17 protein-coding genes are annotated in these 21,408 nt (G+C 58.7%); 5 read left to right on the forward strand and 12 right to left on the reverse strand.

Annotation, left to right across the window (positions count from 1 at the left end):
• Positions 1-13 precede the first annotated feature (13 nt).
• Positions 14-301: a preprotein translocase subunit YajC gene (gene yajC / locus ACRZ9X_RS02475; protein ID WP_480515770.1), complete on the reverse strand. Its 288-nt coding sequence runs from the start codon at positions 299-301 to the stop codon at positions 14-16.
• A gap of 202 nt (positions 302-503) precedes the next feature.
• On the opposite strand from yajC, the gene ACRZ9X_RS02480 reads away from it, so the two are divergent.
• Both ACRZ9X_RS02480 and serS read left to right on the forward strand, forming a co-directional pair.
• Positions 504-2,165 (forward strand): mechanosensitive ion channel family protein, encoded by a 1,662-nt coding sequence (locus tag ACRZ9X_RS02480; protein ID WP_480515771.1) that lies wholly within the window; start codon positions 504-506, stop codon positions 2,163-2,165.
• A gap of 72 nt (positions 2,166-2,237) precedes the next feature.
• Entirely contained in the window at positions 2,238-3,530 is a 1,293-nt protein-coding gene (serS, locus tag ACRZ9X_RS02485; RefSeq protein ID WP_480515772.1) for a serine--tRNA ligase, read from the forward strand.
• Between the two features lie 56 nt (positions 3,531-3,586).
• Here the strand turns inward: serS and ACRZ9X_RS02490 are convergent, their stop codons facing one another.
• From ACRZ9X_RS02490 to ACRZ9X_RS02510, 5 genes are all read right to left on the reverse strand, one after another.
• Positions 3,587-4,147 carry a helix-hairpin-helix domain-containing protein gene (locus ACRZ9X_RS02490; RefSeq protein ID WP_480515773.1) on the reverse strand — a complete coding sequence of 187 codons (561 nt, stop codon included), beginning with the start codon at positions 4,145-4,147 and terminating at the stop codon, positions 3,587-3,589.
• Positions 4,148-4,227: 80 nt separating this feature from the next.
• Entirely contained in the window at positions 4,228-5,214 is a 987-nt protein-coding gene (locus ACRZ9X_RS02495; RefSeq protein WP_480515898.1) for a fatty acid desaturase, read from the reverse strand.
• A 163-nt stretch (positions 5,215-5,377) separates the two neighbouring features.
• Positions 5,378-6,841 (reverse strand): ribosome biogenesis GTPase Der, encoded by a 1,464-nt coding sequence (gene der / locus ACRZ9X_RS02500; protein ID WP_480515774.1) that lies wholly within the window; start codon positions 6,839-6,841, stop codon positions 5,378-5,380.
• Between the two features lie 49 nt (positions 6,842-6,890).
• Entirely contained in the window at positions 6,891-8,213 is a 1,323-nt protein-coding gene (locus ACRZ9X_RS02505; protein WP_480515775.1) for a PQQ-like beta-propeller repeat protein, read from the reverse strand.
• A 43-nt stretch (positions 8,214-8,256) separates the two neighbouring features.
• Positions 8,257-8,928 carry a hypothetical protein gene (locus ACRZ9X_RS02510; protein ID WP_480515776.1) on the reverse strand — a complete coding sequence of 224 codons (672 nt, stop codon included), beginning with the start codon at positions 8,926-8,928 and terminating at the stop codon, positions 8,257-8,259.
• A gap of 225 nt (positions 8,929-9,153) precedes the next feature.
• Here ACRZ9X_RS02510 and ACRZ9X_RS02515 point away from each other — a divergent pair, with 225 nt between their 5' ends.
• The gene (locus ACRZ9X_RS02515) at positions 9,154-10,383 is read left to right on the forward strand and encodes an efflux RND transporter periplasmic adaptor subunit (protein WP_480515777.1); all 1,230 of its coding nucleotides are present in this window, start codon (positions 9,154-9,156) and stop codon (positions 10,381-10,383) included.
• A complete protein-coding gene (locus ACRZ9X_RS02520; protein WP_480515778.1) occupies positions 10,380-14,153 on the forward strand; it encodes an efflux RND transporter permease subunit in 3,774 nt (1,257 codons plus the stop codon). Before ACRZ9X_RS02515 ends, ACRZ9X_RS02520 begins: the two co-directional genes overlap by 4 nt.
• A 31-nt stretch (positions 14,154-14,184) precedes the next feature.
• Here the strand turns inward: ACRZ9X_RS02520 and ACRZ9X_RS02525 are convergent, their stop codons facing one another.
• The 3 genes from ACRZ9X_RS02525 to ACRZ9X_RS02535 all read right to left on the reverse strand — a co-directional run bounded on the left by ACRZ9X_RS02525 (position 14,185) and on the right by ACRZ9X_RS02535 (position 18,019).
• Positions 14,185-14,583, reverse strand: coding sequence for a DUF2147 domain-containing protein (locus tag ACRZ9X_RS02525; protein ID WP_480515779.1), 399 nt, complete (start codon positions 14,581-14,583; stop codon positions 14,185-14,187).
• A gap of 61 nt (positions 14,584-14,644) precedes the next feature.
• Complete coding sequence (locus ACRZ9X_RS02530) at positions 14,645-16,456, reverse strand: ABCB family ABC transporter ATP-binding protein/permease (protein WP_480515780.1); 1,812 nt, start codon at positions 16,454-16,456, stop codon at positions 14,645-14,647.
• A gap of 60 nt (positions 16,457-16,516) precedes the next feature.
• Positions 16,517-18,019 carry a LysM peptidoglycan-binding domain-containing protein gene (locus ACRZ9X_RS02535; RefSeq protein ID WP_480515781.1) on the reverse strand — a complete coding sequence of 501 codons (1,503 nt, stop codon included), beginning with the start codon at positions 18,017-18,019 and terminating at the stop codon, positions 16,517-16,519.
• Positions 18,020-18,145: 126 nt separating this feature from the next.
• On the opposite strand from ACRZ9X_RS02535, the gene ACRZ9X_RS02540 reads away from it, so the two are divergent.
• Positions 18,146-18,697: an LOG family protein gene (locus ACRZ9X_RS02540; RefSeq protein WP_480515782.1), complete on the forward strand. Its 552-nt coding sequence runs from the start codon at positions 18,146-18,148 to the stop codon at positions 18,695-18,697.
• Between the two features lie 31 nt (positions 18,698-18,728).
• On the opposite strand, the gene ACRZ9X_RS02545 is transcribed toward ACRZ9X_RS02540, so the two are convergent.
• The 3 genes from ACRZ9X_RS02545 to ACRZ9X_RS02555 all read right to left on the reverse strand — a co-directional run bounded on the left by ACRZ9X_RS02545 (position 18,729) and on the right by ACRZ9X_RS02555 (position 21,337).
• A complete protein-coding gene (locus ACRZ9X_RS02545) occupies positions 18,729-19,178 on the reverse strand; it encodes a baeRF12 domain-containing protein (protein ID WP_480515783.1) in 450 nt (149 codons plus the stop codon).
• A gap of 395 nt (positions 19,179-19,573) precedes the next feature.
• Entirely contained in the window at positions 19,574-20,857 is a 1,284-nt protein-coding gene (locus ACRZ9X_RS02550) for a TRAP transporter large permease (protein ID WP_480515784.1), read from the reverse strand.
• A gap of 15 nt (positions 20,858-20,872) precedes the next feature.
• Positions 20,873-21,337 (reverse strand): TRAP transporter small permease, encoded by a 465-nt coding sequence (locus tag ACRZ9X_RS02555; protein WP_480515785.1) that lies wholly within the window; start codon positions 21,335-21,337, stop codon positions 20,873-20,875.
• Positions 21,338-21,408: the final 71 nt, after the last annotated feature.

A 21,408-nucleotide genomic window follows, 5' to 3' on the forward strand; every position in this document is an offset into this window, starting at 1 on the left:
TTGTGGCGCGAAGTTACTTCGCGGGTTCAGTTTTGTTCAGAACCTGCGCAATGGTGGCTTTGACCACACGAACCTTGACGCCGTCGGCGATTTCCACCTCGACCTCGGTTTCGCCTTCCTTGACCTTCGAGACTTTGCCGATCAGCCCGCCCTGCGTGACGATCTGATCGCCGCGGCGCACGGCCTCGACCATGGCCTGATGTTCCTTCATCTTTTTCTGCTGCGGACGGATCAGCAGAAAATACATGATCGCGAAAATCAGGATCAGCGGGAGAAACTGGGCGATAGCGCCACCTTCCATGGGATATTCCTTTTGGTTTGCTGTTGCGGAAGGGCTCCGCCAATTTTGCGAGAACCTATTCTTTGAACTGCCTGTTTGCAAGGAATGGCAGGGCAGGTTTTTTCGCCGAATGCCATATAATGATCAAAGAATTGGCCAGGCGTTGCAGTTAAGTCCTATGAACACGTGTTTGCGTCGATATAGTTGGGCGGCAGGAGATCCAATGACGCACATTCGCCAGTATCCCGGTCTGACAATACGCCTGTTGGCCATCGCTTTGTGGCTTGGGATGTTCGCTTTCTCCGCCTTCGCTCAGGACGCAACCAATCCTGCGGCAGAGCTGGAAGAGGAATCGGACAGTTTCAAGGCTCCGGTCATCGTCGATGGCGAAACTCTTTTCTTTTTGCGTGGCTCCAGCGCCCTGCCCGCACCAGAGCGCGCCGAAAACGTTCAGAACAACATCATTGCCGCGGCCGAAGCATCCGATGCGCCGGGCGTGACCATCACCTATCAAGAGACCGAACTGGGAACGATGATCCTGGTCAATGGCACGCAGGTTTCGCTGGTCACCGACGCCGATGCGGAACTGGACCAGATGCAACTGGATGTCCTCAGCGTTCTGCACGGAACCGCCATTGAAGAAGCCATTGTGGCCTATCGCGCCAACCGAACAGAGGAGGCTCTGGTTTCAGGGACCATTGAGGCGATCGCCTGGACGGTCGGGTTTGCTCTGTTTGTTGTTGTCATCTTTTGGCTGCACCGTCGTATTCGGCGACGCACGCTGCGATTTGTGAGCCGCCACCTGAAAGATGTCGAAACAGCCACAGCCAAAAGCGTTCAGGCCGAGGCGATTGCCGCCCTGGTCCGTTATGGCCTCAACTTTATTCTTTTGGTGATCTTCTTTCTGGGCTTTTACTACTACCTGTCCTTCGTTCTTCTGTCCTTTGCCGAAACCCGGTATTTCGCGCAATTGCTGCTGACCTACCTGACCGAACCGGTACTGGTGATTTTCAAGGGCGTCATAAGCTATATCCCCAACCTGATCATGTTGGCCCTCATCACATGGGTGACCCTGTATGTCATCAAAGGGATGCGCGTGTTCTTTGATGCGGTCGAGGCCGGCACTTTCGAGATGCGAGATTTTGAAAGCCATTGGGTGAACCCGACATTCAATATCGCGCGCGTCGTTGTCATTCTAATTGCGTTGGTGTTTGCGGTCCCATACATCCCAGGCTCGGATTCGGCGGCGTTTCAGGGGCTGACCATTCTGGTAGGCGCGATGCTGTCGCTGGGCGCGAACTCGGTCGTGTCGAACATGCTGGCAGGGCTTTTTGTGATCTACCGCCGCTCGACCTCGATCGGGGATCGCATCCAGATCGGCGACCATATCGGCGATGTGGTGCAGATCAAGCTGATGGAGACGCATCTGAAATCGATCAAGAATGAGCTGATCTCGATCCCCAACGCACAGTTGATGAATTCGGATGTGGTGAACTTCTCGAAGAAAACCGATGGCAGCGGGCTGTTGCTGCATACGACGGTCGGGATTGGCTATGAAGAACCCCCCGAGAAGGTCGAGGCCATGCTGATCGAAGCCGCACGCCGCACCAAAGGGATCAAAGCCAAGCCCGAACCCTTTGTTCTGTGGACTGCCTTGGCCGATTACGCGATCAACTATCAGATCAACGGTTACACCACGCGTGGCAGCATCATTCCGAAAATCCGATCAGATCTGCATCGCAATATCGTGGCCGTGTTCAATGAGAACAATGTGCAGATCATGACGCCATCCTACATGGCTGACCCGCCCGAGCCGAAGATCCCGGCTGAAGACTGGGATGGACATCTGGCGCATGAATCTCACGAGGATGCCGATAAGTCGTAACCGGCGCTACACCCTGCCTGTCAGATGGTGCATAAGCGGTTTCAGTGATTCACGCATTCAAGGATCTGAGACATGCACGACATCCGCGCCATTCGCGAAAACCCTGCCGCCTTCGACGCCGCTCTTGCGCGCCGTGGGGACGCGCCGGTGTCGTCAGACCTGCTGAGGCTGGACGAAAGCCGCAGGGCCAAGATTCTGGCCGCCGAAACCGCGCAGGCCGAACAGAACAAGGCCAGCAAAGAGGTCGGTGCCGCCAAGGGCCGCGGTGATGAGGCCGAGTTCGAACGCCTACGCGCCTTGGTCGCCGAGAAAAAGGCCGAGATCGCGCGGATGCAGAACGAGGCCAAGGATCTGGATGCGCTGCTGACAGATCAACTGGCGCGCATTGCCAACCTGCCCGCCGATGATGTGCCTGAAGGCGCCGACGAGGATGACAATGTCGAAGTCAACCGCTGGGGCACGCCACGCGCCTTCGATTTTGCTCCGAAGGAACACTACGAAATCCCCGCTGTTGCCGCCGCGATGGATTTCGAAACGGCCGCCAAATCCAGCGGCAGCCGGTTCGTGAACCTATCCAAGGGCGTTGCCCGCATTCACCGGGCGCTGGCGCAGTTCATGCTGGACACGCATATCGACAAGAACGGCCTGACCGAAACGCAGACCCCTGTTCTGGTGCGCGATGAGGCCATGTACGGCACAGACAAACTGCCCAAATTCGGTGATGACAGCTATCAGACGACCAATGGATGGTGGCTGATCCCCACCTCCGAGGTCACGCTGACCTATTCGGTCGCAGGCGACATTCTGGAGGAGGCCGCGCTGCCCATCCGCATGACCGCCCACACGGTCTGTTTCCGGTCCGAGGCGGGCAGCGCCGGCAAGGACACCGCCGGAATGTTGCGCCAGCACCAGTTCGAAAAGGTCGAGATGGTCTCGGTCACGCATCCGGACAAGTCGGACGATGAACAAAAGCGCATGCTGCGCTGTGCCGAAGACCTGCTGGAGCAATTGGGTATTCCCTACCGCACAGTGATCTTGTGCACCGGCGATATGGGTTTTGGCGCGCGCCGCACCTTTGACATCGAGGCGTGGTTGCCCGGTCAGGACGCCTATCGCGAGATCAGTTCGGTCTCGACCACCGGTGCGTTTCAGGCTCGCCGCATGAACGCGCGGTTCCGTCCAGAAGCGGGCGGCAAGCCCGAATACGTGCATACGCTGAACGGTTCGGGCCTGGCGGTGGGCCGCTGTCTGATCGCCGTTCTGGAAAACGGCCAGAATGCTGATGGCACCGTGACCCTGCCGGACGTTCTGGGCCCTTATCTGGGCGGCAAGCAGACCCTGCAATTGGATGGCACGCTGGCATAAGAAATCCGGCGCGGGCTGGACCGCGCCGGACCCGAATGACCAAGGGCGAGGAAGGGTTACTTCTTCGCCTTTTTCTTGTCTTTCTTCTTATCCTTGGACTTGTCTTTCTTTTTGTCGTCCTTTTTCTTTTCGGCTTTCTTCTTGTTGTCTTTCTTGGGCTTTTTACCCTTCTTGGCCTTGGCTTTTACCTTTTCCTTAGCACTTGAGAACACGGCCTCCATCTCAGCACGTTTCTTGGCGGCTTTTTCCGCTTTTGCTTTGGCCTTGGCCTTTTTCTTGGCTTTTGCCGCGGCTGCTTCGGCGGCCGCCTTTTCTTCAGCCGCTTTGCGCGCCGCTTCTTCTGCGCGTTTCTCGGCCGCTGCGGCCGCTATGGTCTTGCGCGCCGGCTTGCGGGGCGCTGGCTTGCGGGCTGTTCGCGCGGGTGTCGCAGGTTTCGCCGCGCAGGTTTCTTTCGCCGCCGCGATCAGTACAGCCGCACGCGCCATTCCAATTCGGGGCACCTTGACCAGATCGTTCGGACTTGCTTTGGCGATGGATTCTGCCGTTTTGAAGCCATTGGCACTCAGCGCTTTTCCAAGCGCCTCTCCTACGCCTTTTACGTCGGTCACAGCGGTCATTTTCTGTCCTTTCCTTGTCCCAATGGCAACCTGTCTGCGCACGGCATATACAGTGCTGCAAATCTTATCGATCAGGTCGCTTAATTGCTATGAGCCAGATCAACGGAATGATTCTTTTTCGGGAAAGGAACCAACCGCTTGGCGTCCTCGTCCCAAAGTTTCAGGCTCAGCGCCGTCACCGCCTCGGGAAACTTGATCCGGCGCGGTGTGTATTCGGGTGGCAAATTATAGTGGCATGCGCGCAAACGATATGACGGAATGCGGGCGTTAAAGTGATGGATGTCATGCAAGGTGATGCAGGCCACCGCATTGTCGAACCACCATCCAAAATCCAGCGCTGAGGAACCCTGCAAAGCTGCCAGTTGTGGATCGAGGTCCGGTCGCCGGTCCCAATACGTGTCCTCGAAATTGTGCTGCAGATAGACAAGGAATACCCCAAGCATGCCGCCCAGAAAGGAAAACGCCAGCCACACCAGGACGCCAGTGGTACCCGCAATCAGGTAGAGCAGACCAAGGAATACGATGATCGAAAGGTTATGCAGGATCACGCCGGTTGCGCCAAACCGTACCGTATTTTTAGGCCAGCGATAGCGGATGAAATACGTAAACAGCGCCCCCACGGGCACCAGAATGAACGGGTTCCTGTAAAGCCTGTAAAAAAAACGGGTTTTCCAGTCGGCCTCATCCCATTCGCGCAGCGTCATCGTATGGATTTCGCCGGTTTCGCGGTGCTCGAGATTACCGATTCCGGAATGATGCAGGTTGTGGTTCTGCTTCATCACCTCAAACGGCGCAAAGGTGAACGGCGACAGGCCGTGGCCCGCCCATTCATTCTGCGCGCGCGTCTCGAACAGAGAGTGGTGCCCGCAATCGTGCTGCAGCACGTAGAGACGCACGGCAGAGAAGGCAAAAACGACCCCAGCCGGGATCATGACATACCAGCGATCCACATAGACGATCGCCAGAGTCAGCGATGCGAAATACACCGCAAAAGTTGCGAAATAGCTGAGCGCGGCCAGCCGGTTGTCCTGTACCGCGTATTGTCGTGTATATTCCCTCAGATCCATCACGCCCGCTCCCCAGGGTGGTCAGGTTATGTCGTATCTCAGAATGATATGCGGACAAGCCGCAAACAAGGTATGTGCGAAAACAAATGCACACGGCTGAATGCTAGCGCGGGGAACGGGGGCTGTCACGCCCCCTGTCTGAAAATGCTGAAAATTAGCGCAGTTACGCGCGTCCTTTGAGATGTTTAGCCAGGGCGCCCGCGTTTTTCTTGCGCCGTCCTTTGTAGGGGTTCTTGTCCCCCTGCCCGCGCAGCGTCAGCCGGATCGGGGTGCCCGGCATGTCAAAATCCTCGCGCAGGCCGTTGACCAGATAGCGGTTATAGCTTTCAGGCATCTTGTCGGGATGCGAGCACATCACCACGAACCCCGGCGGGCGGGTCTTGGCTTGGGTCATGTAACGCAGCTTGATCCGGCGGCCCTGCGGCGCGGGCGGCGGGTGCTGTTCCAGCATCGCCGTCAGCCAACGGTTCAACGCCGCCGTCGGCACACGGCGGTTCCAGACGTCATGGGCGCGCAGGATCGCGGCGCGCAGACGTTCCAGCCCCCGGCCCGTCTTGGCCGAAACGGTGATCAGCGGAGCGCCGCGCAATTGCGGCAGCAGCCGTTCAAAGGACTCTTTCAGATCGCGCAGCTTTTCCTGCTTGTTGTCCTCGACGTCCCATTTGTTGACGGCAACGACCACGGCGCGGCCCTCACGCTCGGCCAGATCGGCGATGCGCAGGTCCTGTTGTTCAAACGGAATCGCGGCATCCAGAAGGACCACCACAACCTCGGCAAATTTCACCGCGCGCAGACCATCCGAGACCGAGAGCTTTTCCAGCTTCTCCTGCACCTTGGCCTTTTTGCGCATCCCGGCGGTATCAAAGATCCGCATCGGGGTGCTGTCGCCCTCAGGGCTGGCCCAGTCGATGCGCAGGCTGATCGCGTCGCGGGTGATTCCGGCCTCAGGCCCGGTCAGCAGGCGGTCTTCGCCGATGATCTTGTTGATCAGCGTGGATTTACCCGCGTTCGGACGCCCCACCACAGCCACTTGCAGAGGTTTGTCCGCGGTGATCAGAGGCGCTTCGCCCTCGCCATCCTCATCCAGTTCAATATCGGTTTTCGGGGTGTCATCGACAGCCTGCTCCTCCGCCGCGTCCGCCAATGGCATCAGCTGCGCATAGAGGTCCGTCATCCCCTCCCCATGCTCGCCCGACAGGCGCACGGGTTCGCCGAGACCCAGATTATAGGCTTCAAGCACACCCGCATCCGCCGCGTTTCCCTCGGCCTTGTTGGCGGCCAAGATCACATGCTTCGAACGTTTGCGCAGGATCTCGGCGAACATCTCATCGGTCGGCGTCAGGCCAACGCGCGCGTCGATCATGAACAGGCAGACATCGGCCATATCCACCGCACGCTCGGTCAGGCGGCGCATCCGGCCTTGCAGGCTGTCATCAGTCGCGTCCTCAAGGCCCGCCGTGTCGATCACGGTAAAGCGCAGATCGCCCAACCGCCCTTCGCCCTCGCGCAGGTCACGCGTCACGCCGGGCTGGTCGTCGACCAAGGCCAGACGTTTGCCCACAAGGCGGTTGAACAGGGTGGATTTGCCCACATTCGGGCGCCCCACAATGGCGAGGGTCAGCGACATGATACCAATCTTTCAAGACTCAAGATGCGCCCTTTAGCGCATCTTGTCGTCAACGGAAAGCGTGCAGTTCGCCTTTGGTCGATACGACATACAGCGTCTGTCCCGCCACAACCGGTGCCGTTGTGGCACCGCCGGGCACGTCAGCGCGCCCCACCAGCGTCCCATCCACCGGGTTGAAAAACCGCACGAAACCGTCGTTTGAGGCGATAACGATCTGACCTCCGGCCAAAATCGGCCCGTAATGGGCAAAGATTGGGCCACGTCGATTTGGCTTGTCCTTGACGAAGCCGGGCAAATCCACCGCCCAGACAATCGATCCATCCGCCGCATCCAGGCGTACCAGTTGGCTGCGGTCGCTGATCAGGAAAATGCTGTTTCCCGCAGGCCAGACCGTATCTACCGCGCCTTCCAGAGCGGTCCAGTTCCGATCCCCCGACCCGGCGTCAAAGGCTACGGTGCGTCCGGAATGGTTGCCAATGTAGATCGTGTTGCCCACCACCATCGGCCCGGCGGTGACATCCACAATCTGCGCGGCTGCACGCCCTCGTCGTCCGCCCGCAACCGAAGCGTTCCAGCGTCGAATGCCGCCTCGGCGGAATGTGGCGGCGATGTCCCCGGACCCGAAGGCAAAAACCGCAAGGTCTGACGCCAGAACCGGAGCGGGCGCCCCCAGAACGTTACCAACACTGGGCGTGCCGCTGATCTGCCACGCTATGCGCCCATCATCTGTGTTTACGGCCCATCCGGTCTGATCCCCGGCCACCAGATACAACAAACCGTCGCTGACCATAGGCGCACCACTGCCAGTGGCGTTCAGGCGCTTTTGCCATTTCAACGCCCCACTTTTGGCATCCAGCGCAGACAGGCGGCCAAACCCGGACGAGACATAGAGAACGCCCCCCGAATAGGCCAAACCGCCGCCAGTGGCATCGCCTTCTTTCTCATTCTGAGGGATCAGATTCGTGGTCCAGGCGACTTGTCCCTGCGGCGTGACGGCCGTGACATTTGCCCCTGAATCCAACGTGTAGATCAATCCGCCCGCCACGACCGGGTCAGCGGTAATCCGCTGCTTGCGGCTATCGCCTGCTCCGATAGATCTGGACCAAATACGCTGCGGTGCCTTGCTGAGCGCTGCGTTGGTTGTACGGAACGCGGGCGTCCCGGCGCTTTGCGCCCACTCGGCATTTCGGGTCGGGGCCGGAAGGCTGATGGGTTTCGCCCCACGCGTTTCGACAGCCTCATTGTCGATAACCGGGCGCACATCCTCGCGCACGCCGGGCAGAATTTCCTCGGGTTCTTCACATCCGCTGAGGACGACAAGCGCGGTCACCGCAAGCGGCACTCCAAAGCGTGAGAAATAACGTGTTACCATAATCTTCAGAACTCGCCTGTATGTGCCGTCATACGATTGGATGTCAGCCTTGTTGCGCCACGACCGGTTCGGGCTCGCCCCCCAGCGCCACGATCAGCTGCGCCGCACGCTGTTGCAGATCAATCCCGGCCTCAGCATCCTGTCGCAAGGCCTGCAGACGATCCAGCGCCGCCTGCGTTTCCCCTTCGGCTACATCTATCAGGGCCAGTTGCTCTTCGGCCAGCAGGCGCAACGGTGCGCCCGGACTTGCCAGCGCCTCAAACTGTTGACGACGATCAGCGGCCGACAGGCTGTCGGTCTGAAGCAAAAGCGCCTTGAAGCTTGCGATGGCCCGATAGATTTCGGGCAGTTCGCCTTGCGTGGCGATGGAATTCAGGCTGTTCACTGCATCTTCGGTCGAACCGGCCTCGAACTGCGACGCCGACAGCAGCATGTTCACCACCGCATCGCCGCCGGCTGCCTCATGCTGGATCGACTGCAGGCCTTCAGCCCTTTCGGTTGACCCGTTTTCGGCCAACGCGGCCAGAATCGCATCCCCCAACGCCTCGGCCTGGCTTGCATCGCGGGCCTTACGGTATTCGTTGAATGCGGCGCCGCCAACAATGGCAATTACAGCAACAACACCGACCCAGCCCCAACGGCGCATCAACAGGTACATACGGTCCCGGCGCACCTCTTCGGTGACCTCATCAATGAAACTGTCGGTGTCGCTCATCCCTGCCCCCAGGCTGTCTGTCCTGCTTTCTAGCGCCATGTCATACCCCGCCGCCACGGCCAAGCCAAGTGCCGGAATCTACACATTTGCCGGGTTACAGGCGGGTCTTGCGAAAAAAAGTGAACCGAACTATTCAGTTTAGTGTGGAAATACCGGCGAAAGACCCCCATTTCTAAGCGAACATGCCGGTTAAAGTTTGGCAAAAAACGCAAAAAGAGGCACTGCATGCGCTTGATTTCATTCGTTAATGCCGCGTTGGTGATCGTCGCGCTGTATTATTTGGTGTTCGAACGCGACTCTTTGTTTGCCTTCGCCGGGCGCGGCGCTGCGCAGGCCGAGACTTCGGAAGACGCCACAGAAGCTGCTGCGGTCGAGCCCTCCGATGCAATTGGCGTGGTTGTAATGCGCTCGAAAGCTCAGGAAATCGGAAGCGCTGTGTTGCTGCGCGGCCAGACCAAGGCGAACCGTCAGGTCGAAGTTCTGTCCGAGACCACGTCGACCGTTGTGTCCGAACCCAAGCGCAAGGGAACCTTTGTCGAGGCAGGCGATCTGCTGTGCGAACTGGATGCCGGAACCCGCCCCGCAAGCCTGGCAGAAGCGGTCGCGGCCCAGCACGAAGCCCAAAGCCGTGTGCCCGAGGCCGAAGCCCGCCTGCAGGAAGCCCATGCCCGCGTCGCAGAAGCCGAGATCAACCTGAAGGCGGCGCGCAAGCTGTCCGAAACCGGGTTTGGCTCGGAAACCCGGCGCATTTCCAGCGAAGCCCAGATGAGCACCGCCGAAGCAGGGATAAAATCGGCCGAGGCCGGACTGGAGGCAACCCGCGCAGGGATCGAAGCGGCGCAGGCCGAAGTTGATGCTGCGCATCGCGAAATGGATCGCCTGACCATCGAAGCCCCGTTCAAAGGTCTTCTGGAAAGCGACACAGCCGAGTTAGGCAGCCTGATGCAGCCCGGCTCTTTGTGCGCTACGGTCATTCAGCTTGATCCGATCAAACTGGTGGGTTTTGTGCCCGAAACCGAAGTGAACCGCATTCTCGTGGGATCGACGGCAACGGCCCAATTGGTTACCGGGTTGCACGTCGAAGGGCGCGTGACATTCCTCAGCCGTTCGGCGGACGAAGAGACCCGGACCTTCGAGGTCGAAATCACCGTGCCAAACCCCGAGTTGCTGATCCGCGATGGACAAACCGCGAATATCCAGATCGCGTCCGAGGGGGTCAAAGCGCATATGCTGCCGCAATCCGCACTGACGCTGAACAACGAAGGTCAGGTCGGCGTCCGCACCGTTGGCAGTGGGAACATCGTTGATTTCATACCAATCTCATTGCTGCGTGACACCGCCGAAGGCGTTTTGGTCGGCGGTTTGCCGGAGACGACGGATGTGATCATCGTTGGTCAGGAATACGTCACGCGAGGCGTGACCGTTGCGCCGACATATAGGGAAGCGGCACAATGACGGGAATCGTCGACTGGGCCGCAAACCGGGCCCGCATGGTTCTCGCTTTCATCGCCATCTCGCTTGTGATCGGCGGGTTTGCCTATGTCGGCCTGCCCAAAGAAGGCGAGCCGGATATCGAAATTCCGGCCCTTTTTGTTTCGGTTCAGTTTCCCGGCATTTCCGCCGAGGATTCCGAGAGCCTTCTGATCAAGCCGATGGAAACCGAACTGGCGGATCTGGACGGCCTGAAAGAGATGACGGCCACGGCCGCCGAGGGCTATGCCGGCATCGCGCTGGAGTTTGATTTCGGCTGGGACAAGACGGCCATTACCGCCGATGTGCGCGACGCGATGAACAGCGCGCAGGCGGATTTCCCCGAAGGCGCCGAACAATACACGCTGACCGAGATCAATTTCTCGGAGTTTCCCATCGTTATCGTCAACCTGACCGGCGCGGTACCCGAACGGACAATGGCGCGCATTGCCAAGGACTTGCAGGACGAGCTTGAGGCGATGGATTCCGTGCTTGAAGCCGGGATCGCCGGCAATCGGGATGAGTTGCTGGAGGTCGTCATCGACCCTCTGCGCCTTGAGGCCTACAACATCACCGCTGCCGAACTGATCAATGTCGTTCAGAACAACAATCAACTGATTGCCGCAGGTGAGGTGGAAACTCAGCAAGGCACGTTTTCGGTCAAAATCCCCTCGTCTTTCAAAACCGCTCAGGATGTCTATGGCCTGCCGGTCAAGGTCAACGGTGATCGGGTTGTCACGTTGGGAGAACTGGCCGAGATCAACTACACGTTCGAAGATCGCGAAGGCACGGCGCGTTTTAACGGGGAGCCTACCGTCGCGCTGCAGGTGGTCAAGCGCAAGGGTTTCAATCTGATCGACACGGTTGCGCAAGTCAAAGCAACCATTGCCGAGTCCCGCACCAACTGGCCGCCCGAGATGCAGGCCGCCGTCGATCTGGGCACCTCGAACGATCAAAGCCGTATCGTGGGGTCCATGGTCAGCCAGCTTGAGGGCTCGGTTCTGACCGCCATCGCGCTGGTGATGATCGTCGTTCTGGCCTCGCTGGGCACACGGGCGGCCCTGTTGGTGGGCTTTGCGATCCCCACTTCGTTCCTGCTGTGTTTCGCCTTTCTGGCGGTGATGGGGGTCAGCATCTCGAACATCGTGATGTTCGGTCTGATTCTTGCGGTTGGGATGCTGGTCGATGGGGCCATCGTTGTCGTCGAATACGCCGATAAACGCATCAAGGAAGGCGTTGGCCCGATGCACGCCTATGTCGAGGCGGCGCAACGGATGTTCTGGCCCATCGTGTCCTCAACCGCCACGACCTTGTGTGCCTTCCTGCCCATGCTGTTCTGGCCCGGCATTCCGGGTGAGTTCATGGGTATGCTGCCCGTCACCCTGATCTTTGTTCTTTCGGCGTCATTGATTGTCGCGCTGATCTATCTGCCGGTCGTCGGGGGCGTGTCAGGCCGCATGAGCCGTACGTTTGATCACACATCGACCTGGCTGCGCGCGCGCACGCCCTGGGTGGTTCGGGCGCTATTGGTACCGCCCTCGCTATACATGATCTTCCTTGGCGCGATGCAGATGCTGAACCCCGCCTATCTGCTGCCCGCCGGGGCGTCGGGGGGCACGATCCTCGGGGCGCTGATGTTCCTGATCGGCGCATTTGCTGGCTCGGTCACGCTCAGCGCGGCGCGAATTGAGCGTAAGCCTGACGAACATGTGCATACGGTCAAGGAACACACCGCCTTCGGATATGTCGTGAAGTTCCTTGTCGGTAATCCGATCATGCCGGTCGTGTCGATTCTTCTGGTGGGCTTTGCCGTCTACAGCGTCATGACCGCTTATGGCGCAAACAACCGCGGCGTCGAGTTCTTTGTCGAAAGTGAGCCTGAACAGGCCACGGCCTACGTCCGCGCGCGGGGCAATCTGTCCCTGGCGGAAAAGGACGCCATGGTTCTGGAGGCCGAACGGGTGATCAGCGCACATCCCGCAGTCATCAACGTCTTTGCCTTTGCGGGCGAAGGCGGGCTGAACCAAAACAACGGCGGCGCCTCTGCCCCGGCAGATACGGTTGGCCGTGTTCAGTTTGAAATCATCCCGTGGGAAGATCGCCCGAACATCACAGAACCCATTGCGGGCGGATTGTTCGACCGTCATGTGGTTGCGCCGGAATATGACGGCGACTTCGTGCTGGATCAGCTCAACACCGAACTGGCCAAGATCCCCGGTTTCGTAGTCGAAATCCTGCCGCTGGAACAAGGCCCGGCCTCTGCCAAACCTGTTCACCTGCGCATCAAGGGCGACGCCTGGGGTGATTTGACATCGGCGACACAAACCGCGCGTGAGGTGTTCGAACAGACGCCGGGGCTGATCAAGATCGAAGACACCCTGCCCTTGCCCGGAATCGACTGGCAGATCGACGTCGATGTCGCGAAAGCCGGACGTTTCGGCGCCGATGTGGCCACGGTGGGTGCCATGGTGCAGCTTGTCACCCGTGGCATCCTGCTGGGCGAGATGCGCCCCGATTCAACCGATGAAGAGATCGAGATCCGCGTCCGCCTGCCCGATGAGGACAGGGTTCTGTCCACGCTGGATACGCTCAAGGTCCGTACACCGGACGGGCTGGTGCCCTTGTCGAACTTTGTCACCCGTCAGCCGGTGGCAAAACTGGCCGAGATCAACCGTGTCGATCAACAACGTTACTATGACGTCAAGGCCGATGTCGAAGCGGGGCTGAGCAAGATCGTGTCCGTCGATGCCGATGGGGCAGAACAGCGGCTGGCCGTCGTGCGCCCGGTGGAAGACGGGCAGCAGGCAAATGGCGCAACCATCACCAACGCGGATGGGGCCGGCTTTGAACTGCTTCAGCTGACGGGTGCCGCATCCGTTGATGAGCTTCGAACCCTGATCGACGAGGGCGAGGCCCGGTTTGCGCTCATCAACCCCAACGAGCGGATTGCGGTGCTGACCGAATGGCTGAACACCGGCCCGTTTGGAAATACAATCAGCTGGGAATGGACCGGGGATCAGGAAGATCAGGCCGAAAGCCAGGCGTTCCTGTCCAGCGCATTTCTGGCCGCTCTGGGTCTGATGTTTGTGATCCTGCTGGCGCAGTTCAATTCGTTCTATAACTCTGTACTGGTGCTGCTGGCCGTGGTTCTTTCCACTACGGGCGTGCTGATCGGGATGATGGTGATGCAGCAGCCCTTCTCGATCATCATGACCGGGACGGGCATCGTGGCGCTGGCGGGGATCGTGGTGAACAACAATATCGTTCTGATCGACACCTATCAGGAATACAGCCGCTATATGCCCCGGATCGACGCCATTGTGCGCACGGCCGAGGCGCGTATCCGTCCGGTTCTGCTGACCACTCTGACCACGATGGCGGGTCTGACGCCGATGATGTTCGGCCTGTCGCTGGACTTTATCAACGGCGGTTATTCCATCGACAGCCCCACGGCATTGTGGTGGAAGCAACTGGCGACCGCCGTGGTCTTCGGTCTGGGTATCGCAACCGTGCTGACGCTGATTGTGACGCCCTCGTTCCTGGCCTTACGTGTCTGGGTAACCACCTATGCCGTCTGGCTGGGTCGGGCATTGGCCCGGCTGACGGCCGGACGGTCCAGCCAGATCGCGCAGGACATGGCAGTGGGCAAAACCGCAAGGTCCATGCAATCGACCGAGATCGTGTGGGAGGATGACGCCGGTGCGCCCGAGACCGAAGGACATCCGCCCGGCGCACCACTCCGCGCCGCAGAATAACGCAAAGGGCCGGAGGGCTTTCCGGCCCTTTCTATTTCAGGCGTGTCCAGGTCTGGTGGGCGCATACCACGTGTTCACAGCCTTTGACCGCCAGCGTATCGCCGCTCAACGACATTTGCGGCACGGCCTCTACGTTGATCAGAGGCACCCAGAACTCTCCGCCGCCATACTTGCCGCCCCCTTCGCTGGCGACATCCCAGAACAGTTTTTTCCCGATATTGGGTGTCTGCACCTCTTTCCCGCTGCTGTCATAGGCCGACAGAATTTGACCGCAGAATGAAGTGCCGCACGCTGAGATTTTGATATGCGAAGTCAGGTCTTTCCGGTCCGGCTCGGTTTTCCAAACCCCTTCGATGGGATCAGCCGCCAGAACCGGACTGGCCAAAGCAATGGCCAGAACCGCAAATCCTGTTTTTAAAAAATACCGCATTCAAAATCCTCCGCCTGCCAGTCGGCAGAGAATAGCACGGTCCGCAGACGATTCCGACCGCTCAGGCCGCCTGCGCATCTGATTGCTGGCGGTTCCAAAGCTGGGCATATCGCCCCTCGCGCGCAATCAGCTCGTCATGGGTGCCCTGCTCGATGATCTCACCGCGCTCCAGCACGACGATCCGATCTGCCTCGGCAATCGTGCTGAGACGATGGGCGATGGTAATCACCGTCCGCCCCTCGCCCGCGCGGGCCAGCGCATCCTTGATGTCCTGCTCGGTATCCGTGTCGAGCGCCGAGGTCGCCTCGTCCAACAGCAGGATCGGCGGGTTCTTGAGCAACGTGCGCGCAATGCCGACGCGCTGTTTCTCGCCCCCCGACAGCTTGAGGCCGCGTTCGCCCACCTTGGTTTCATACCCTTCCGGCAGGCTGTTGATGAAGTCATGAATCTGCGCAGCCTTTGCGGCGGCTTCCACGTCATCCTGCGTGGCCTCTTCCCGACCATAGGCGATGTTGTACCGGATCGTATCGTTGAACAACACGGTATCCTGCGGCACCACCCCGATCGAGGCATGCAGGCTGGTCTGGCTGACGTCGCGCACATCCTGCCCGTCAATCTTCAACGTGCCACCAGTGACATCGTAGAACCGGAACAGCAACCGTCCAATGGTGGATTTCCCCGATCCGGTGGCCCCGACGATGGCCACTGTCCGACCCGCCGGGACGGTCAGAGACACACCCTTGAGAATCTCGCGATCCGCTTCGTATCCGAACCGCACATTGTCCAGCGTCACTTCCCCGCCCGAGACTTTCAGGTTTGGCGCGCAGGGTTTGTCGGTGACCTCGGCAGGTTGTTCCAGCAGATCGAACATCTGCCCCATATCCACCAGAGACTGGCGGATCTCGCGATAAACCGTGCCCAAAAAGTTAAGCGGAACGGTGATCTGAATCATGTAGGCGTTGACCATGACGAAATCGCCCACCGTCAGCGCGCCATTCTGCACGCCAACAGCGGCAAGAACCATCACCCCAATCAGGCCACAGGTGATTAGAAAGGACTGTCCGAAATTCAGAAATGCCAGCGAATAGGCTGTTTTCAGCGCTGCCCCGGCATAGGCTTTCATCGACACATCATACCGGTCAGCTTCGCGGGCTTCGGCGTTGAAATACTTGACGGTTTCAAAATTCAGCAGGCTGTCTATCGCGCGCTGGTTGGCTTCAGTATCCTGATCATTCATCTCGCGCCGCAGTTTCACGCGCCATTCGGTCACCGCGAACGTAAACCAGATATAAAGCGCGATAGTGGCCACCACGACGACCAGATACCACACGTCAAACAGCACCATCAGGATGATGGCCACCAGCAGCAGCTCAAGGATCAGCGGCCCGATCGAGAACAGCAGAAACCGCAAAAGAAACTCAACACCCTTTACGCCGCGCTCGATGATGCGGCTCAGACCGCCCGTGCGTCGGGTCACGTGATAGCGCATCGAAAGCTGGTGAATATGTTGAAATGTCTCCAGCGCCAGCGCCCGCAAGGCGCGCTGACCGACGGGCGCAAACAAGGCATCGCGCAATTGCTGGAAACCTACGGTCATCATACGCGCGACGCCGTAGGCCACAGTCAACCCGACGGCCCCCAACGCCAGCGGCGGTACGCCTTCACCGGCCAACCCATCCACCGCACCTTTATACAGGATCGGGGTATAGACCGCGATCAGCTTGGCCAAAACCAGCATGACCAGAGCCAACACGACCCGCCGCTTGACCCACGGTTCATCGTCCGGCCACAGATAGGGCGTGACTTTGCGAATGGTGCGCCAGCCCGAGCGATGCTCGTCCGCGTCAACCTGAATCGGGTTTGGTCGTCTCATCACGTACCTTAACTGCGGTCAGAGATAGCCCCGGGCCCGGCTGGGTCCAGAGAATGCGCGTTATTCAGGGATGGTAAAGATTTGCCCCGGATAGATCAGATCGGGATCACGGATCGAGTCCCGGTTGGCCTCGAACAGTTTGACATACAGCACGCCGTCGCCAAACCGGTCACGAGAAATGGCCCACAGCGTATCGCCGCGTTGTACGGTGACCGAGCGGATCGGAGGGGCCAGGGCCTCGGGGTCGGTGATGTCCGCGGCCCGTAAGGCTTCGATCGGTTCACGTTTGAACGGCGTTTCCAGCCTACTGACTACCCGACCATTCGGGTCAACCTCGTCCACACGCAGCGTGTAGACACCCGGGTCCACGCCCTCAATCTCGCCGCGCCAGGTACCGTCAACCGCCGGAGGTGCATCGGCGACCAATTGATTGTCCAGATACAACCGCACGCCGGACCCGTCCGGGACGCGGCCGGTCAACTCGACCTCGCCAGTGTCAGAATACCCGATGGTATCCAGCGCCACCTGATCCGGCGCTTGCTGTTGCGAGGATGGCGGCTGCACCAGTTCCACGCCTTCTTCCCCGGATCGCAGAATTGCAACTTGCTGACTGGTCTGTTCCTCGGACTCTGCCTGGGGCTCGGGCGTCGGGTCGGCTTCGGCAGTTTGGGGATCGGATGCTTCGTCTTGCGCTGCTGCGCCGGGCTGGGCCTCTGCAATCTGGTCCGACTCAGCATCAGTTGGCTGGGCATCTGCACCCGGCTCCGCCTCGGCGGTTGCAAGGTCGGCGGACGCGACCTGTTCGGTTTCAGCATCCGAGGGCGCGACCTCAGGCTCCGAAGTTTCAGCGACTTGTGGATCATCTGCCGGGTCGTCCACAGGCACATCCGCGCCGGTTTCACCCTCGGCCTGAGGCAGCGGCGTCGTGTCTTCTTCCGCAGCCTCGGCCACGTCAACCGTGGTGCCCTGCTGTTCAGGCGCCGGCAAAGCTGCAATCAGGTAATCATCCGAGCGCACCGCCTGTTCGCCATCGCGTGACTCCAAAACCAGACCGCGCGCGTCATCGGCAAATGGGATCGACAGGAACTCGGCAAACTGACCGCTGTTATCCACGAAAAAGCGATGCACTTGCTGACCGTTCAACAAAACCAGAATTTCCGCTCCGGGATCAGCTGTTCCCGACAATAGCGCGTTGCCGTCGGGTTCCACAAATATCTGATCCAGAACCGGCGCCAAGGCCACCGGGGTCTCGGCGACATCCTCGGCAGGAGGTTCGGGGTCCGGCGTAGCCTCGGCTGTATCCGCCTCAGCGGTCTGCGCCTCAGCCGCCGGGTCTTCACCGGCAGACGGCGCCGGTGGCTCGGCCACCTCGGGTGCCTCTTCTGACGGTGTAACCGCGGCTTCCTCGACCGTAGGTTCGGCATCTTGACCGGCCACGTCATCTTCGACGCCACCGAAAATCCCCGACATATACAGCCCCCCGGCCGCAATCAGTGCCAGCAGCCCGGCGATCAGACCCCAGACAAACGTGCCCGAGCTTCCGCTTCCCGATGTCGCGTTCATTCTTTTCCTTTCACTCCGCCCCGTAAATGCTTTGACCCTTTGACATTCCTGCGGACGGTTGAGCCAACCTATCAATCCCGCTATCAGGGGTCAAAACCTCAGATACAAGCCCGGAGAGACACTGTTATGCCCCAGAAATCCGTCTGTGTGTATTGCGGGTCACGCAATGGTGTAAATAGTGCCTATTCCGACGCCGCCCGGCAGTTCGGCACTATGCTGGCAAATGAAGGCTGGCGATTGGTCTACGGAGCCGGCGACGTGGGCCTGATGGGCGAAGTCGCGCGCGCGGCGCAAACCGCAGGCGGTGATACGTTTGGGGTAATACCCGTGCACCTGCTGCAGCGCGAGGTGGGCAAAACAGACCTGACCCGCTTTGTAGTCACCGAAACGATGCACGAGCGCAAAAAGGTCATGATCATGAATGCCGACGCCGTGATGGTGCTGCCCGGCGGCCCCGGCTCGTTGGACGAACTGTTCGAGGCGCTGACATGGCGGCAGTTGGGCCTGCATGACAAACCTATTCTGGTGATGAACGTCGATGGGTATTGGAACGCCCTGCACGACTTGCTGGATCAGGTCATCAGTCAGGGCTTTGCTGATGTTTCGCTGGCCAGGTTCATCACATGGGTCCAGACCCCTGATGAGGCAATGGCCAAACTGCGCCAGCTTTTGTCGTGAAGTTGCGGGCGACAAACGCGCCCGCTTGGTGTCAAGCTGTTGTCAGGCGAGACTTCAACACTTTCTCGACCTTATGCAGCGGATGGTTTGTCAGCGTCTTGTCGACCTCGGCCACAACTTTGGCCAATACCTCGCTGTGCAAACGCCTGCGCAACAGGCCCAGCACAGGTGGGCTTGCAACCAGAACAAGCCGGTTAAACGTGCCTTTGAGGCCCTTTTTGTTCAGCAGATTGGCCACATCCTGGACAAACAGAGATTTCGCATGGGATTTCCAACTGTTTTCTTCAACGGCCGATTTCTGGTTTGGTCCCCCATCAAATCTGCGCCCTGCCCGATCTGTGGGCCCAGACTGAGGGGCATCGTTTTCTTCAACCGAAACAACAACGAGATTGGGATCCTGCGCGTCGGTGACATTCTCCATCACCAGCGCTTTTTCCCCATCCGCGATGATAACCCATGTTCCCTGTTCAAGTACGGCCATAGTGATCTCCTGCAATGATTGACGTGGTTTTCCCCGTCCCTCGGGCACAGCTTCTTTGTCGCGCGGCGGCAGTATTTCGACGCGCTGAATGGTCTGTTTTCAATCGGTTGGCGGTTCTCTCCCTCCGCATACTATAGCTAGGGGTTGAGGGGGCCGGTACAATACTCAATCAGATTAATTCGGGTTTATCGGCGGAAACTCACCTGCGATCAATCGCGCAATGACAGGGTCAAGCAGTTCGAAAAGCCTATGCGCGAGCCGACCAGCTAATCGTTCCAGTTCTACGCGTCGCTGTCCCTATGTCCTCAAGCCCGGCCACAATGTTCCGTGCAGTGTCATCCCCGGCGCTGAGGCCAATTGAAGACGCACAATGGGATCACGGAAGGCGGCAATCCCTACAACAGGTTCGGCAAGAACAAGACGAGCCCTTCCGAGTAGGTCAGCAGAAGCAGGACCGCCAAAAGCGCAAGCAAAAGCGGGATGACTTCCCGGACGAAATCCAGAATTTTCACTTTCAATATCGAGCACACCGTAAACATCATCGATCCAAAGGGCGGCGTGACGCCTCCAATCATGATGTTTACAATCACGATCACTCCGAAATGGATCGGGTTGACGCCAAGATTGAGAACTGCCGGGAGCAAGAGCGGCGTCAGAATGATCATCGCCGCGCCGCCCTCGATGAACATGCCCACAGCCAACAGCAGCCCATTGATCAAGAGTAAAAGCACGAGCTTGCTATCCGTCAGATCAATAAGGGCGGACGCAATGCTTTGTGGGATACGCTCCAACGTCATGTAATAACCGAACAAGAGCGCGCCAATGATGATGAACATCACGGTGCTTGTGCCTTGGACGGTCTCGCGCAGGATTGGGCCGAAGTCCTTTATTTTCAGCTCCTTGTAGATGAAGAAGCCGATCAAAGTGCATAGAAGCACGGCGACAGCACCCGCTTCGGTCGGCGTGAAAAGACCGAACCGCATCCCAAGGATAACCCCGAACGGAATAAGGAGCGCCGGGATGGCCTTGGCAAAATAGTGAAAGCGTTCACTTGCAGGCGCTGGTTCTGCCCGCGACGGTTTGTAGTCCCGGCGCTTGGCGATCACGGCGATCGTCCCCATCATCGCCAGCGCCATCAAGAGCGCGGGAACATAGCCGGCAATGAACATGCTGTGGACGGATACGTTTGCCAGCAATGCGAAGATAATCAGGTTGATGCCAGGGGGGATCACAGGGCTGATGCACGACGAAGCTGCGGTTACGGCTGCGGTGAACGGCAGGTCATAGCCTCGTTTCGTCATCTCGGGCGCAAGGATTTTCGACTGCATAGCCGCGTCTGCGTTGGCAGAGCCGGAAATGCCCCCCATCATCGTACTCAGAATGACGTTGACCTGTGCAAGACCGCCCGTCTTGTGACCAATAAGCGAATCCGCGAACCCCAGAAGACTGCGGCTTATTCCCGAGAAATTCATCACCGAACCGACCATGATGAAGAAGGGAATGGCCAGCAAAGGGAAAGATTCAGCAGATGTTATGAAACGCTGCATGACCAGCGCGATCGGCAAAGACGTATTGATGAAAAGAAAATAAACCATCGCAGAGGCAATCAGCGAAAAAGCGATTGGAATGTTCAAAAGGAAAAAGACGAACAGCAAGATCATCGGAATGTAGTCTTCCATACCCCGTGCTCCTCTTTAGGCTTCTGTTCTGAGTTTTTTCAGGTCGGTGACGATAAATCGGACCGTGTGAATGGCCATCAAACCGAAACACAGAACCAGAACGATGTTCACGGCGAAATACGACATCCCCATCACGGGCGTCGTCTTGTTCGAAAGCATGGTGTATTGATAGCTCAGGTAAGCCAGAATGATATTCAGGCCCAAAAGAAAAAAAGAAATCAATAAGTTGAATGGGGTGTGCGCGCTTTTGGGTAGGACCGACAAGATCGCATCGACGCCCATATGCAAGTTGTTCTTATAACACGAACTGATGCCCAAATAGACCGCCCAGATGAAGCAGATAACCGAGAGTTCCTGCCCCCATGGCATTGTGAATCCCGCCCCATATCGCAGGATGACGTTGATGATCACCAAGATCACGGTGATGCTGATTGCAATCGATGCGAGGATCTCTTCCAGATTCTTAAAGACGTTGATCAAGTCTCTTCCACCTGCCTTTTGGGTCACGCAGCCCGGCGTGAATGATCGTCCGGGCTGCGCTATTTCGGGGC

Source organism: Ruegeria sp. AL1, assembly GCF_056540905.1.

Excerpts from the sequence above, each read along its gene's own strand:
- yajC (WP_480515770.1), bottom strand. The coding sequence starts at position 301 with ATGGAAGGTGGCGCTATCGCCCAGTTTCTCCCGCTGATCCTGATTTTC.
- ACRZ9X_RS02480 (WP_480515771.1), top strand. The coding sequence starts at position 504 with ATGACGCACATTCGCCAGTATCCCGGTCTGACAATACGCCTGTTGGCC.
- serS (WP_480515772.1), top strand. The coding sequence starts at position 2,238 with ATGCACGACATCCGCGCCATTCGCGAAAACCCTGCCGCCTTCGACGCC.
- ACRZ9X_RS02490 (WP_480515773.1), bottom strand. The coding sequence starts at position 4,147 with ATGACCGCTGTGACCGACGTAAAAGGCGTAGGAGAGGCGCTTGGAAAA.
- ACRZ9X_RS02495 (WP_480515898.1), bottom strand. The coding sequence starts at position 5,214 with ATGGATCTGAGGGAATATACACGACAATACGCGGTACAGGACAACCGG.
- der (WP_480515774.1), bottom strand. The coding sequence starts at position 6,841 with ATGTCGCTGACCCTCGCCATTGTGGGGCGCCCGAATGTGGGCAAATCC.
- ACRZ9X_RS02505 (WP_480515775.1), bottom strand. The coding sequence starts at position 8,213 with ATGGTAACACGTTATTTCTCACGCTTTGGAGTGCCGCTTGCGGTGACC.
- ACRZ9X_RS02510 (WP_480515776.1), bottom strand. The coding sequence starts at position 8,928 with ATGAGCGACACCGACAGTTTCATTGATGAGGTCACCGAAGAGGTGCGC.
- ACRZ9X_RS02515 (WP_480515777.1), top strand. The coding sequence starts at position 9,154 with ATGCGCTTGATTTCATTCGTTAATGCCGCGTTGGTGATCGTCGCGCTG.
- ACRZ9X_RS02520 (WP_480515778.1), top strand. The coding sequence starts at position 10,380 with ATGACGGGAATCGTCGACTGGGCCGCAAACCGGGCCCGCATGGTTCTC.
- ACRZ9X_RS02525 (WP_480515779.1), bottom strand. The coding sequence starts at position 14,583 with ATGCGGTATTTTTTAAAAACAGGATTTGCGGTTCTGGCCATTGCTTTG.
- ACRZ9X_RS02530 (WP_480515780.1), bottom strand. The coding sequence starts at position 16,456 with ATGAGACGACCAAACCCGATTCAGGTTGACGCGGACGAGCATCGCTCG.
- ACRZ9X_RS02535 (WP_480515781.1), bottom strand. The coding sequence starts at position 18,019 with ATGAACGCGACATCGGGAAGCGGAAGCTCGGGCACGTTTGTCTGGGGT.
- ACRZ9X_RS02540 (WP_480515782.1), top strand. The coding sequence starts at position 18,146 with ATGCCCCAGAAATCCGTCTGTGTGTATTGCGGGTCACGCAATGGTGTA.
- ACRZ9X_RS02545 (WP_480515783.1), bottom strand. The coding sequence starts at position 19,178 with ATGGCCGTACTTGAACAGGGAACATGGGTTATCATCGCGGATGGGGAA.
- ACRZ9X_RS02550 (WP_480515784.1), bottom strand. The coding sequence starts at position 20,857 with ATGGAAGACTACATTCCGATGATCTTGCTGTTCGTCTTTTTCCTTTTG.